Annotated in this window: 12 protein-coding genes; 3 read left to right on the top strand and 9 right to left on the bottom strand. The window is 60.3% G+C overall.

From position 1 onward, the window contains the following. Positions 1-7 precede the first annotated feature (7 nt). The 9 genes from gap to uvrA all read right to left on the bottom strand — a co-directional run bounded on the left by gap (position 8) and on the right by uvrA (position 11,112). Positions 8-1,015, bottom strand: coding sequence for a type I glyceraldehyde-3-phosphate dehydrogenase (gap, locus tag M2368_RS02830; protein ID WP_105656665.1), 1,008 nt, complete (start codon positions 1,013-1,015; stop codon positions 8-10). Positions 1,016-1,199: 184 nt separating this feature from the next. Then, a complete protein-coding gene (locus tag M2368_RS02825; protein ID WP_105656666.1) occupies positions 1,200-1,829 on the bottom strand; it encodes a superoxide dismutase in 630 nt (209 codons plus the stop codon). Between the two features lie 60 nt (positions 1,830-1,889). Then, entirely contained in the window at positions 1,890-2,870 is a 981-nt protein-coding gene (gene whiA, locus M2368_RS02820) for a DNA-binding protein WhiA (RefSeq protein WP_105656667.1), read from the bottom strand. 27 nt (positions 2,871-2,897) lie between these two features. Continuing rightward, positions 2,898-3,923 carry a gluconeogenesis factor YvcK family protein gene (locus M2368_RS02815; protein WP_105656668.1) on the bottom strand — a complete coding sequence of 342 codons (1,026 nt, stop codon included), beginning with the start codon at positions 3,921-3,923 and terminating at the stop codon, positions 2,898-2,900. Positions 3,924-3,928: 5 nt separating this feature from the next. Next, positions 3,929-4,822, bottom strand: coding sequence for an RNase adapter RapZ (gene rapZ, locus M2368_RS02810; protein WP_105656669.1), 894 nt, complete (start codon positions 4,820-4,822; stop codon positions 3,929-3,931). A gap of 9 nt (positions 4,823-4,831) precedes the next feature. Further along, on the bottom strand, positions 4,832-6,775 hold the full coding sequence (uvrC, locus tag M2368_RS02805) for an excinuclease ABC subunit UvrC (protein ID WP_498723987.1): 1,944 nt from the start codon (positions 6,773-6,775) through the stop codon (positions 4,832-4,834). A 3-nt stretch (positions 6,776-6,778) separates the two neighbouring features. Then, positions 6,779-7,450: a lysophospholipid acyltransferase family protein gene (locus M2368_RS02800; RefSeq protein WP_105656671.1), complete on the bottom strand. Its 672-nt coding sequence runs from the start codon at positions 7,448-7,450 to the stop codon at positions 6,779-6,781. Beyond that, the gene (locus tag M2368_RS02795; RefSeq protein WP_332498358.1) at positions 7,451-8,155 is read right to left on the bottom strand and encodes an HAD hydrolase-like protein; all 705 of its coding nucleotides are present in this window, start codon (positions 8,153-8,155) and stop codon (positions 7,451-7,453) included. It lies immediately after the preceding gene. An 86-nt stretch (positions 8,156-8,241) separates the two neighbouring features. Then, positions 8,242-11,112, bottom strand: coding sequence for an excinuclease ABC subunit UvrA (uvrA, locus tag M2368_RS02790; RefSeq protein WP_498723986.1), 2,871 nt, complete (start codon positions 11,110-11,112; stop codon positions 8,242-8,244). A gap of 659 nt (positions 11,113-11,771) precedes the next feature. Here uvrA and M2368_RS02785 point away from each other — a divergent pair. The 3 genes from M2368_RS02785 (at position 11,772) to M2368_RS02775 (ending at position 14,413) form a co-directional block, all read left to right on the top strand. Next, complete coding sequence (locus tag M2368_RS02785) at positions 11,772-12,074, top strand: hypothetical protein (RefSeq protein WP_498723985.1); 303 nt, start codon at positions 11,772-11,774, stop codon at positions 12,072-12,074. Between the two features lie 664 nt (positions 12,075-12,738). Beyond that, on the top strand, positions 12,739-13,212 hold the full coding sequence (locus M2368_RS02780) for a nuclear transport factor 2 family protein (RefSeq protein ID WP_402696320.1): 474 nt from the start codon (positions 12,739-12,741) through the stop codon (positions 13,210-13,212). Positions 13,213-13,474: 262 nt separating this feature from the next. Further along, the gene (locus M2368_RS02775; protein ID WP_402696058.1) at positions 13,475-14,413 is read left to right on the top strand and encodes a ketopantoate reductase family protein; all 939 of its coding nucleotides are present in this window, start codon (positions 13,475-13,477) and stop codon (positions 14,411-14,413) included. Positions 14,414-14,637: the final 224 nt, after the last annotated feature.

Raw genomic sequence — 14,637 nt, 5'->3', positions numbered from 1 at the left:
TTATCGACTAGAGGCTGGATCCCACGAATTCAACGAGGTCAACAAGTCGCGAGGAGTAGCCCCACTCGTTGTCGTACCACGCGACGACCTTCACGCTGTTGCCCATCACGGTGGTCAGACCGGAGTCGAAAACTGCCGAGTGGGGGTTGGTCACGATGTCCGAAGAAACCAGTGGATCGGTGGAGTACTCAAGGTATCCGCTCAATGCACCCTCGGCAGCTGCCTTCTCGAATGCTGCGTTGATTTCTTCCACGGTTGCGGTGCGGGCCAGGTTCACGGTCAGGTCGGTGGCCGAACCGGTTGGAACGGGTACGCGCATAGCGTAACCGTGCAGCTTGCCCTTCAGCTCTGGGAGCACCACGCCGATGGCCTTGGCGGCACCGGTGGAGGTCGGGATGACGTTCAGTGCTGCGGCACGGGCACGGCGTGGGTCGCTGTGCGGCGCGTCCTGCAGGCGCTGGTCTGCGGTGTAAGCGTGGATGGTGGTCATCAGGCCATCAACAATGCCGAATTCTTCGTTCAGCACCTTGGCTACTGGAGCCAGGCAGTTAGTGGTGCACGATGCGTTCGAAATGATGGCGTGGTTGGCAGGATCGTACTTGTCCTGGTTGACGCCCATCACGATGGTGATGTCTTCATTCTTGGCAGGAGCCGAGATGATGACCTTCTTTGCGCCAGCAGCTACGTGCTTCTTGGCGTCTTCTGCGTTGGTGAAGAATCCGGTCGATTCGATAACGACATCGACGTTCAATTCGCCCCATGGAAGGTTGGCTGGCTCGCGCTCAGACAGAACCTTGATACGGCGTTCTCCGACGACGATGGTATCGCCGTCCACGGATACCGGCTCGCCCACTGGGCCGAGCACGGAATCGAACTTCACCAGGTGAGCAAGCGAATCGATTGAACCAAGGTCATTGACGGCGACGATTTCAATGTCTGCCTTATGGGCCAGAACTGCACGCAGGAAGTTGCGTCCGATACGACCGAAACCATTGATTCCAACACGGGTTGTCACGTGACTATCTCCTCTAAATGGGATGATGATGCCACGACCGCACGCGAGCGGAGGTGGCCTTCTTTAAGAGGACACTCCGTTGTGCCGTGCTTGCGGATCCCAACGAATTGCCGGGATCCGCAACACACTTGAAACATACTACGCTACATTAGCGCAGAATGTGAGCTAACTTACCAGATAAGTCTTACTTACCTGGAAGGATCAGCGCTGCTGCGCCGTTGCGGGCAGCTTCGAAACGAGCCTGGACATCTGCCCAGTTCACGATGTTCCAGAATGCCTTGACGTAGTCAGCCTTGACGTTGACGTAGTCCAGGTAGAAGGCGTGCTCCCACATGTCCAGCATCAGCAGCGGGGTGGTTGCCACTGGGATGTTGCCCTGCTGGTCGTACAGCTGCTCGATGACCAGCTGGCCGCCCAGTGCGTCGTAAGCCAGCACTGCCCAGCCCGAGCCCTGCAGGCTCATGGCCGAAGCGGTGAAGTGGCCACGGAAAGCGTCGAACGAACCGAAGAAGTCGTCGATGGCCGCTGCCAGCTCGCCCTCAGGCTTGTCGCCACCCTCTGGGGACAGGTTGTTCCAGAAGATCGAGTGGTTGGTGTGGCCACCCAGGTGGAACGCCAGGTCCTTGGACAGCTTAGGGATATTGCCGAATTCGCCCTTTTCGCGAGCTTCAGCCAACTGCTCCAGTGCCGAGTTTGCGCCAGCAACGTAAGTTGCATGGTGCTTGGAGTGGTGCAGTTCCATGATGCGAGCCGAGATGTTCGGCTCCAGTGCGGCGTAGTCGTACTGCAGTTCTGGCAGTGAATAAACAGCCATGATTCTCCTCAATCTTCTCAATTGGTTGAATCTCCGCGGGAGGGCTCCCGCGGGGACATTTTAATGTTCCAGTTCATCTCCTGGAACGCTGGACTCCGTACCTGGTATTCCCAGATCGCTCGCCTTTTTATCCGCCATAGCCAAAAGGCGGCGGATTCGGCCAGCGATGGCGTCCTTGGTCATTGGCGGTTCGGCCATGCGGCCGAGCTCATCCAAGGAGGCTTGCTTGTGCTCAAGGCGCAGCAGTCCCGCATAGCGCAAGTGCTCGGGAACCTCGTCGCCCAAGATGCCCAGTGCACGCTCAACGCGGGCACCGGCAGCTACCGCTGCCTGGGCACTGCGCCGCAGGTTGGCGTCGTCGAAGTTCGCCAAGCGGTTCGCCGTCGCGCGAACTTCCTTGCGCATGCGCCGTTCTTCCCAGACCATGAGCGCATCGTGAGCGCCCATGCGGGTCAGCAGTTGGGCGATGGCATCGCCATCACGGATCACAACGCGGTCCACACCGCGCACTTCACGCGCCTTGACAGTCAGCCCCAGACGGCGAGCTGCACCGACCAGCGCCAAAGCGGCTTCTGGCCCAGGGCAGGTGATTTCCAAAGCGGAGCTGCGTCCGGGTTCGGTCAACGATCCGTGGGACAGGAATGCGCCGCGCCATACAGCTTCAGCGTCGGCGGTGGAACCGTTGACGATCACCGAGGGCAGGCCGCGTACCGGCCGGCCGCGCTGGTCAAGCAGGCCAGTTTGGCGTGCAAGCACTTCGCCGTCCTTGGAAACACGCACAATGTAGCGGCTCCCCTTGCGGATGCCCGATCCGGAAACCATGACGATTTCGGCATCGTGGCCGTACAGCTCGCCGATAGCAATCTTCAACCGCCGGGCCGTCGCCGCGAGGTCCACTTCTGCCTCGATGACAATTCGTCCGGAGACGATGTGCAGCCCGCCGCTGAAGCGGAGCATGGTCGAAACCTCGGCCTTGCGGACCGATGGCTTGCGAATCTCTACCCGCGACAGCTCGTCTTTGACGGAAGCCGTCAATGCCATGAATCAAACTCCCTTACTTGGATCTTCCTAAGACCCGATCGCGGTAAACACCTCGTGATAGGCCGCCGCTAGTCGCAACGGGTCGTGCACAGCACGACCGTCAGATACTCCTACTGTACTAAAAAAGACACGCGCACCGAGTTTTTGCGCTGCCAGCTCAAATCGATCCCTGTTAAGAATCTTTGATTCGTCGGCAATAATTGCATCGAATTTGACCTCGGGTGCGTAACGTCCCAGCACCTCCAAGTGCGCCGCGGCGTCCATCCCGGAAGTCTCTGCCGTATCAAAGGCCAGGTTCATGGTCAGCAGCTTCTTGGCCGTGGTCGATGCCAGGGCCTGGCGCATATCCGGCAGCAGCAGATGCGGGAGCACCGAGGTGTACCAGGAACCGGGACCGAGAATCACCCAGTCCGCCAGATCGATGGATTCCAGCGCTTCGGAGCAGGCCGGCGCATCGGACGGTTCCAGGTACACGTGGGTAACCAGGCCGCCGGAACCGGCGCGAGCCAGCTTGGCCTGCCCATCGATTCGGCGACGCACCAAGGTGTCGTTCACCGGGTCGGATTCAAGAACCTCGCCATGGATGGACAGCGGAACCGTGCTCATTGGCAGGACCTGCCCGCGCGCGCCAAGCAGGGCACCTGCCCAACGCAGGCCAGCTACCGGGTTATCGAGCAACTCCCACAGCGCCAGGATCAGCAAATTGCCAACGGCATGGCCGTTCAATGGCTCGTCGGCGTTTTCGGTCGATTCAAAGCGGTACTGCATGACATCGCGCCAGGTACGGCCCCAGTCATTGTCGTCGCACAGCGCAGCCAGCGCCATGCGCAAGTCTCCCGGGGGCAGCACATCGAAGGATCCCCGAAGCCGCCCGGAACTGCCGCCGTCATCGGCCACCGTTACTACGGCGGTGAGGTCGGTAGTCAGACGGCGCAGGGCAGAGAGCGACGAGGACAGCCCGTGTCCCCCGCCCAAGGCCACCACCGATGGGTTGCGGTAATCATCACTTCGAGTCAGTCCCTGGATCGGGATCGGACCTGTAGCAAAGGCCATGGCGGCTACTCACGCCCCAGATCACGGTGGCTGATATTCACCCTGACGTTCGGGAACTGCGCCAGGCGCCGGCCCAGCTCAATGGTGGTTGCTACCGAGCGGTGCTTGCCGCCGGTGCAGCCCACGGCAATAGTCGCGTAGTGCTTATTCTCGCGGCGGTAACCTTCAAAGACCGGTTCCAATGCCTTGAGGTAGTTCTCGATGAACTCGCTCGTGCCTTCCTGGCTCAGCACATAGTCCGACACTTCCTTGTCCTTGCCTGTCTGCGGGCGCAGTTCAGGTACCCAATGGGGGTTGGGGATGAAACGGACATCTGCCACGTAGTTGGCATCAGCGGGCAGGCCGTACTTGAACCCGAAGCTCATCACGTTGATGCGCAGGATGATCGGCCCGGATTCGCTGAACAGTTCGTTGACTGCACGTGCCAGGTCGTGCACCGACATGGTCGTGGAATCCAAGATGATTTCGGCAGCTTCACGCAATTGATCGGTGATCCCGCGTTCGCGCTTGATGCCGTCGACAATGCGGCCGTCATCCTGCAGCGGATGCGGCCGGCGACCCTGCTCGAAGCGGCGGATCAGCACCTCGTCGCTGGCGTCGAGGTAGACCAGGCGGAACTTCACCCCGCTGGCTGTCAGGTTCGCCAAGGCATCGCGGATTTCCGGGAACATTTCCTTGGAGCGCACGTCCATCACGACGGCCATCTTCGGGATGGAGCCCTGCGAACGGCTCATCATCTCCGTCAAGGGTCCAAGCATGGCCGGTGGAAGGTTCTCCACTACGTACCAGCCCTGGTCTTCCAGAGCATGCGCGACTGTGGTGCGACCGGCACCTGACATGCCGGTTACGATCACGAGTTCGGACTCAGGGGGTTTTACTGCTTCATACTCAGCGGTCATATCACAAGGCTAGTCGACAATTTCGCCTGTAGTCATATTCACACCGGTTAATGAAGCGTCTTCTAGGGACTCTTTGATGGAAGCCGCAAGTTTTTCACCGACTCCTGGCACGTCCATCAGCTCCTCGATGCTCGCCGCACGGATCTTCTTCATCGACCCGAAGTGCTTGCGCAGGGCAGCCTGCTTGGACTTGCCCAGCCCCGGGATCGCGTCCAAATCCGAGGCGATCATGGATTTAGCACGCTTGGCGCGGTGGAAGTTGATCGCAAAACGGTGCGCCTCGTCGCGAAGCCGCTGCACCAAATACAGGGCAGCTGAGGCACGCGGCAGGATCACCGGGAACGGATCGTCGGGCAGCCACAGTTCTTCCAAGCGCTTAGCCAGGCCGACCACTGGAATGTCATCGATTCCCAGGTCGTCCATGGCCTTCTGCGCCGCGGCCACCTGGGGCGGTCCGCCGTCAACGATCACCAGAGATGGCGGGTAGGAGAATCGCTTCTTTTCCTGCTCACCGGTTTCTTCATCCATTTCCCCGGTTGCAAAGCTCTTGGGGTCGATCTTCTCCTTCAGATAGCGGCTGAAGCGACGGTAGATCACGTCGTACATGCTGGCGGTATCATCGCGTGCTGCATCACCGGTGATGGAGAACTTTCGATATTCGCTCTTCTTGGGCAATCCATCTTCAAAGACCACCATGGAAGCAACCACGTTGGTGCCTTGGGTATGCGACGCGTCATAGCATTCGATGCGAAGCAGTGCTTGTTCGGCTCCCAGTGCATCCTGCAGTTCCTGCATCGCCAGCGAACGCGTGGTGATATCACCTGCTCGCTTCGATTTGTGCAGGCGCAGCGCTTGTTCGGCGTTCTCCACGACGGTGGATGCCAGTGCCGCCTTGTCGCCGCGTTGGGCGACGCGCAAGGAGACTTTGGAACCGCGCAGCTCAGTGAGCCAGGTCGTGACATCCTCAATGTCTTCGGGCAGAGTCGGAACCAGGATTTCCTTGGGAATCCGGTCCGCGTGATCTGCGTAGACCTGGGTGAGAAGCTGCTCGACGAATTCAGCGCCGGTGGTATCCGCAACCTTTTCGACGACCCAGCCTCGTTGCGAACGGATACGGCCGTCGCGGACATGGAATACCTGCACGGCGGCTTCCAATTCATCGCCATGAATGCCGAAGATATCAGCTTCGGTACGGTCATCAAGGACCACGGCGTTGCGTTCAAAAACTCTGTTCAGTGCCGCAATGTCATCGCGGTAGCGGGCGGCCTTCTCGTATTCGAGTTCTGCCACCGCCTCTTGCATCTTGGCTGTCAGGGCCTTGGTGAACTTAGTAGCCTCACCGCTCATGAAGGTGCATAGGTCATCAGCCAGTTGACGGTGGTTTTCTTCGCTGATGCGCCCCACGCAAGGCGCCGAGCATTTGTCTATGTACCCCAAGAGGCAAGGGCGACCCGATGCTTCGGCACGCTTGAACACGCCCGGCGCACAGCTGCGCACAGGAAAGACCCGCAACAGCGTATCGAGGGTTTCCCGGATGGCCTTGGCCGGATAGAACGGCCCGAAATACTTCACGCCCTTGCGCTTGTCCCCGCGCATGACCAGGGCGCGCGGGTACTTTTCGTTCAAGGTGACAGCAAGGTACGGGTAGGTCTTGTCATCACGGAAAACAATATTGAACCGGGGATTGTATTCCTTGATCCAGGAGTACTCCAGCTGCAGCGCTTCCAATTCGGAACCCACCACGGTCCACTCCACGCTGCCGGCGGTGAATACCATGGCCCGGGTTTTGGGCGTGAGCCGGTCAGGATTGGCGAAGTAGGAGGTCAAGCGGTTGCGCAGGACCTTGGCCTTGCCAACGTAGATGACACGGCCGTGTTCATCGCGGAAACGGTACACGCCCGGTTTCGTGGGAATGTCCGAAGTTCTCGGACGGTAACTTGCCGGATCAGCCATGGTCTATTTCGCGTCCGGTGGCAGTTGGTTGTAGGAATCGACGCGTTCCTGGCCGGAAAGCTCGGCAATCGCATCAACGATCCGGTCCGTGGCCTGGCGGCGCTGCGGCAACGGGTGCTTGCGTCCCAACTGGTCGAAGTACAGCGGCTCGCCATAGTGGATATGGAATTTGGCAGGACGGAAACCCTTTGAACCAGCAGGCTGCAGCTTCTCCGTGCCGATCAAGCCCACCGGTACCACTGGTACACCGGTGGTCAGCGCCAGCCAGCCCACGCCGGTGCGTCCGCGGTACAACTTGCCATCGCGCGAGCGAGTGCCCTCGGGGTAGATGCCGATGCCCTTGCCGCCTTCGACGATTTCCACCAGGGAATCGAGGGCGGCAACCGAAGCTGCCTGTTCGCCACGCTGCACCGGAATGGATCCCACGGATTCGAAGAAGGTCTTCATCACCTTGCCCTTCAGTCCCGGGGTGGTGAAGTATTCCGCCTTGGCGAAGAACGCCACGTCGCGCGGGGTCAGCGCCTGAATGATCAAGGAGTCGAAGAATGACAGGTGGTTGGAGGCGACAATGAAGCCGCCTTCCTTGGGAACGTTCTCAAGCCCGGTCACTTCCGCACGGCATACACCGTGGATGACGCCCCGAATCGACGAACGGGTCATGGTGTAGATGCTCATCTACTTTGCACCTTCCTGCATGAGGTCATCGTCGAGGTTCAGCGTGTTTGCCAGCTGTGCTCCGAGCAGGAGCTCAGCAAGGTCCCGGGTTGTCGCCACAGTTGCGCCTGCCTGCTGCAGTTCATCGTCCTGGGCAAAGCCCCACGCGACGCCGACCGAAGCCACCGAATTCTCGCGGGCGGCATCCCAATCGTAGTAGCGGTCCCCCACAACTACGCTGCTCGCCGGGTCCAGCTGCCCGTGCTCCAAAGCCTCAGCGACAATGTGCGTCTTGCTCGAACCCATGCTCCCGTGCTCATCCGCGTTGCCGTGAATCGCATCGAGATGCTCATCCAGCCCCTTGCGTGCAATGAGCTGGCGCGCAATGTTGATGGGCTTGGCCGTGGTCACTGCGACGTAGATCCCGGCCGCGCGCAACGCGTCCAGGAGCGCCACAATGCCCGGGTAGATCACGGATTCTGCCATGCCCACCTCGGCATAGCGGGCGCGGTAGGCCGCGATGATGGAGTCGATGTTCTCGTCGGTGACGCCGTCAAGCGTACGCAGCCCGATTTGGAGGGGCGGGCCTACCAGCGCTTCAACTCGTGCTTCGCCCGGATCGGCCAAACCATGGGAGGTGACCGCGTGGCGGATACCCGAAGTTATGGCACCGGCAGGGTCCACGAGGGTCCCATCCAGATCGAAGAGCACACTTGTTACCGACATATTCACCTAGCCATCTTCCCATGAAGCGGACGCGGGTTAGCAATCCATAACTGAAATCGCATATGTCGAACATTCTCCGCCAGGCATTACAGGATCTCGGAGAGGAACTTCCCGGTGTGCGATTCGCTCACCTTGGCCACCTTTTCCGGGGTGCCAGCAGCCAGGATCGTGCCGCCGCCTGAGCCGCCTTCCGGGCCGAGGTCGATGACCCAGTCAGCCGACTTGATGACATCCAGGTTGTGCTCGATGGTCAACACGGTGTTGCCCTTGTCGACCAATCCCTGCAGCACCTTGAGCAGCTTGCGGATATCTTCGAAGTGCAGACCGGTGGTCGGCTCGTCCAGGACGTAGATGGAGCGGCCATTGGAACGCTTCTGCAGTTCCGCAGCCAGCTTCACGCGCTGGGCCTCGCCACCGGAGAGGGTGGTTGCCGGCTGACCCAGGCGCACGTAGCCCAAACCCACGTCCACCAGCGTGCGCAGGTGGCGGGCGATCGGGGTGAAGGCACTGAAGAACTCGGCGCCTTCGGCAATCGGCATATCCAGCACATCGGCAATGTTCTTGCCCTTGTACAGCACCTGCAGGGTTTCGCGGTTGTAGCGGGCGCCCTGGCAGACCTCGCAGGGCACGTAGACGTCCGGCAGGAAGTTCATCTCGATCTTCAGCGTGCCGTCACCCGAGCAGGATTCGCAGCGTCCGCCCTTGACGTTGAAGGAGAAACGGCCCGGCTGGTAGCCGCGCAGCTTCGCCTCATTGGTCTCCGCAAACAGCTTGCGGATGTGGTCGAACACGCCGGTGTAGGTCGCAGGGTTCGAACGCGGGGTCCGGCCGATGGGCGACTGGTCAACGTGGACCACCTTGTCCAGGTGCTCCAGGCCCTGCACGCGGGTGTGGCGGCCGGGCACCTGCTTGGCGCCGTTGAGCTTGTTGGCCAGCACCTTGTACAGGATGTCATTGACCAGGGTGGACTTGCCCGAGCCGGACACGCCGGTCACCGCGGTCAGCACGCCCAGCGGGAACTCCACCGACACGTTCTGCAGGTTGTTCTCGTTGGCACCGACCACCTTGAGCTTGCGCTCCTTGTCGATCTTGCGGCGCTTGGACGGGATGTCGATCTGCTTGCGGCCCGAAAGGTAGTCTCCGGTCAGCGACTTGGTGTTCTGCTTCAGGCCCTCCAGGGATCCGGAGTGCACCACTTCGCCGCCGTGCTCGCCGGCGCCCGGGCCGATGTCCACGATCCAGTCAGCTTCGGCAATGGTGTCTTCGTCGTGCTCCACCACGATCAGGGTGTTGCCCAGCGATCGCAGGTGCAGCAGGGTGTCGATCAGGCGGCGGTTATCGCGCTGGTGCAGGCCGATGGACGGCTCGTCCAGAACGTAGAGCACGCCGACCAGGCCCGAACCAATCTGCGTAGCCAGGCGAATGCGCTGCGCCTCGCCGCCGGACAGGGTGCCGGCAGCGCGTTCCAGGGTCAGGTACTCCAGCCCGACGTCCAGCAGGAACTTCATGCGCGCGTCGATTTCCTTGAGCACCTGCGCGGCGATCTGCGCCTCGCGTGCGGTGAGCACGATCGTGGAGAGGAATTCCGCGGCGCTGCGCAGGTCCATGGCGGCAATTTCAGCGATGGAACGCCCGCCCACCAAGACCGAGAGCGACGCCGGATTCAGGCGCGCGCCGCCGCAGGTAGGGCACGGGATCTGGCGCATGTACTGCTCGTAGCGGTCGCGGGCGTGATCCGATTCGGTTTCCTGGTGCTTGCGGTGCACGTAGGAAATGACGCCCTCGAAGCCGGTGGAGTACTTGCGCTCGCGGCCGAAGCGGTTCTTGTACTGCACGACCACCTTGTGGTCCTTGCCATTCAGGATCGCTTCGCGGGCGGCAGCCGGCAGCTCCTGCCACTGGGTGTCCATGGTGAAGCCCAGCTCATGGCCCAGGCCTTCGATCAAGCGGTTCCAGTATTCGGTGGTGGCCTTGCCTAGCGACCATGGGGCGATCGCGCCCTCGGCCAAGGTGACCTCGCCGTCCGGAACGATCAGGTGCTCATCGACTTCCAGCTTGGTGCCGATGCCGGAACAGGCCGAACAAGCACCGAACGGGTTGTTGAAGGAGAAAGTGCGCGGCTCGATCTCATCGATGGCCAGCGGATGCTCATTGGGGCAGGCCAGGTTCTCGGAGAACGCGCGCACGCGCTGGGGATCATCCTCGTCCAGGTCCACGAAGTCGGCCAGCACGCGTCCTTCGGCGATGCCCAGGGCCGTTTCGATGGAGTCAGTCAAGCGCTGGCGGGCATCTTCCTTGATGGCCAGGCGGTCGACGACCACCTCAATGGTGTGCTTGACCTGCTTGGCCAGCTTCGGCGGATCGTTCAGCTGGATGGTGGTGCCGTCAACGCGGGCACGGGCGAAGCCCTTGGAAGCGAGCTCCGCGAACAGGTCGACGAATTCACCCTTGCGCGAGCGCACTACCGGGGCGAGGATCTGGAAGCGGGTTTTCTCCGGTAGCTCCATCAGCTGGTCGACGATCTGCTGCGGAGTCTGCTTGGAGATCGGTTCGTGGCAGATCGGGCAATGCGGACGGCCCACGCGTGCCCACAACAGACGCATGTAGTCGTACACTTCGGTAATCGTGCCCACGGTGGAACGCGGGTTGCGGCTGGTCGACTTCTGGTCGATGGACACCGCTGGCGACAGTCCCTCGATGAAATCCACATCGGGCTTGTCCACCTGGCCGAGGAACATGCGGGCGTAGGCAGAGAGCGATTCGACGTAGCGGCGCTGGCCTTCGGCAAAGATGGTGTCGAAGGCCAAGGAGGACTTGCCCGAGCCGGACAGGCCGGTAAAGACAATCATTGCGTCACGCGGGAGATCAATGTCCACGTTTTTCAGGTTATGCTCGCGTGCACCCTTGACGACCAGGCGAGTCAGATCAGTTCTTTTACTCTGCGATGAAATAGCCACGAGGCCATACTAATCGAAAACTACTTCGAATACGTGTACGAATGGACGCAACTCACAGTTAATTCTCCAAAGCCCCGATCCGGCGCACGGCGAGCGCTATGCGTGCTCGTTCATTCGTCCGAAAAGGCGACCGGTGAACGGGCCACGCTGAGAACAAGGGCGGGACCTCGTCCTCCCATTCGAGGTTGCGGTTGCCCTTGGAACTCCGCGCTCACGGGATGGACTTGGCCGGCTTCCGCGTTCCCCGCTGGTGTGCTGCCTCAACGCCGGCTTATGCCGAACCTCCGGGAAGCCTGCTGTTCCGGACTGGAACCGATGGGCTTTATGGTCGAATACGCTGGCTGCCGGATCACCTAACCGGTCGAGATCCACCGACCTCTGCCAGCCTGCCGCACTTAACGTTGGAGTTCGCCCAACCGGCAGCCTCCATCTGCTAAATCCGCATTAGCAACATCATGACGTAGCGCCAGATCGTTCCGTTTCACGCCCCCTCACCGGTCAATACACCGGACGGGGCATACGGAACGTCCGGCTTTCCTGTGAATCCATGAAACTTCTGCAATTCAAGCCAGCACGTGGTGTGTTCCTGTACGCGACCAGCTTACGAGACAGGTCGGGAATTCCTACCTGCTTATCCTCGAACGGGATAGGTTGTGAGCATGAGTGCAGAAAAAATCAAGGCGACTCTCGTTGATCCTCGATACGTCAGTCAGGAAAATCCAGATCCCATGTATCGGGTAGATTTCTGGGACGAAGACCGTGCCTGCTCCGAGTACCGCATAGAAAACGCAGAGAGCATCGTCGATGTCCTCTCATGGGCAGAAGCAAACCGCCACGGCCGCTATGCCGTGATCTGGGTTGAATACATCTTTGAAGGCGGAATAGGCATTGCTCGGCTTCACGGGTGGGAACCAACCGAGGCGGGCTCGCCTTCTGCCAGTGACCCTTATTTCCGTCAGTAATCAGGCACGGACTGCCGAGTACGGAGAACAAAACGCGCTACATGCCATTAGGATGGCCGCTAAGCATTCCTCTGCTGGGAGCGCGCGTAACGTTATTTAGCGCTGCGATCCGAACGCCAATTGTTAATGACCCTCGCAGGTTTAGCCGGAATTGGGATTGTTTCCGAGTAAACGTACAAGAGATGCTTTTCGCGGAGCACCGAGCTGTTTCTCGGGCTTGGAACCTATTTCTGCGAACAGTCCGAAGGGCCGCCCATTCGCGTGCTCCTCCACCCAACGGAGTGCCTCTGATCTGTCCTGCACTTCAACCAGTACAAAAGCATCTAAGTTCCAGCCATACTCAGGAGGAGGTTGTTCCCAAAAATTGACTCGATAGCAGGGCGAATCATCCGAGTCGCGTGGTTCTGCGTGAACTGTTTCAATGGCTCGCATGGGACCAATGTACAAGCATGCACCAGGACGCTACTGGCAAATCCTGTCGCTCAAGTTACTTTCGACTATCAGTGTCGGAAACAGCGCACCAGCTGAGGTTCCCCTTACGGGCGCTCCGCTAGAGGACCTGTTTACGGCGAAACGTGAGTAAATCAGCACGGGGCTAAGCTAGAAGAACCTACGCTGTAAATCCGCTCGGCCGAAAGTATCATTGCAAACGACTGCCTGTCTTATGGGAACTGGGCTGCTCATCCTCTCGAACAAACCAGCGGCCACCACTCATCTAAGTCACGAGGAAACTAACATGCAAACTATCGAAGCTTCACAACGCTGGGCGAGGACATGGGCCAAGGCATGGCCGCTTAAGGACGCAGACGCAATTGTCGAACTGCAGGCTGAGGACGGTTACCACTGGGCCTCGATGTTTAGGCCATTGCACGGGCCTAGCGCCCTGCGCGCTTATCTGGAGGAATGCTTCGCGGAGGAAACCAAACCGGCAGAGACATGGTTCAGTGAACCACTTGTGGATGGAAGTTCAGCCTCCGTCGAGTACTGGGTCGTCATGTTTATCCAGGACAAACCAATGACGGTTTCGGGGTGCACAGTACTTTCATTCGACGATTCCGGCTTAGTAACAACAGCACGAGACTACTCACACGTCAAAGACGGGTACCACCTGCGACCAGGCTCTCCACTCAGCATCTGAGACCCCGTTCGACGACCTGCCATCGAGGGTGACCCGTTCGGCCCACCCTGCCCCGGTAGCCGTTCCCTATATGCATTAAAAGACGGGTGCTGACCGGATATTACCATTTCCCAGCCATTGGTGGACGACTCGTCAAATAGGGGAATGAAGATGCTACCGTCCGCATTGGGGTGCAACATCTGGTGCCGGCCGGCCAGGCCATGCGCCACCAGGACCAAGACACCGGACAGCATCCCCAACCCGACCAATTAGGAGCAATACTGTGAAAATCGGAGTCATCGGCGCCGGCGGCGTCGGCGCATACTTCGCCGCCGCACTGGCCAAAAGCGGATCCGAAGTACACCTGCTAGCCACCGAACGACACATCGCACCCATCACCGACCACGGGATCACCGTCACCACAGGGGACGGGAGTCCCGGCTTCACTACCCCACTGGCCAGTGTCAGCACCACGGCAGAATCCATCGGCCCGTGCGACGCGGTCATCCTGGCCTGCAAAGCCGGACAAGTCTCCGCAGCCATGAGCGGGGCACACGCCTTGATCGGGCCGAACACCGCTGTCCTGCCGCTGCAAAACGGCGTCACGGCCACCGAACGCATCACCGAAGCGGTCGGCCCGGGCCACGCACTAGGCGGGGTCGCCATGATCATCTCCTACCTCCAGCAACCCGGCACCGTCCATCACGTTGGCGGGCAACCGGCCATCACCCTGGGCGAACTCGACGGAACAACCACGCCCCGTACCACGCAACTAGCCAAGGCCCTGGACGCAGCAGGAGTCGCAACAAAAGTCTCGGCCGACATCATCACCGACATGTGGCGAAAATTCATGCTCATCACCTCCTACGGCGGGGTCGGCGCACTATGCCGCGAACCGGTTGGCCGTACCCGCACCAACCCGCAAACCCGCGCCCTGGTCGAAGACGCCATGCGAGAGGTTGCAACGCTCGCCGGCCATGCCGGGGCGAAGCTGGGCGAAACGGACGTGGCCCGGATGATGGCACAATTCGATGCCTTCGGCCCGGACAGCACCGCCTCCATGCAACGCGATTTGGCCGCAGGACGTTCCTCGGAACTCGAGGAGCAAAACGGCACCGTCGTCCGGCTGGCGCAGCATCACGGAGTCCCGGTCCCCATCCACCACACCATCTACCGTGCCATGATTCTGCTCGACGGAACCGCCTTACACCCCACAGCCTAACGGCCCTCGCCTACTGGGGGCGGCACTGTGGTTTCGCCAGCATTGCCCCGGTCAGGGTTCCCGTTGCGGATGTGAAAGCCCTGTCTTTGCCTTGGTGGAAAATAACCTGATGTCATTGGTTCATTTCCTGAGACCACGGGGCTTAGTATTGGGAACATGAACCTTAACTGCATGTCTTGGTGGTGGCTGTCCTAACAGCCGGTTCAATCATGTCCGCGGGCTGT

It is taken from the genome of Arthrobacter sp. JUb119, assembly GCF_024807995.1.
Classification (GTDB): domain Bacteria; phylum Actinomycetota; class Actinomycetes; order Actinomycetales; family Micrococcaceae; genus Glutamicibacter.
The sequence above is the reverse complement of the archived record's forward strand: the minus strand, read 5'-3'. Positions and strand labels throughout refer to the sequence as shown.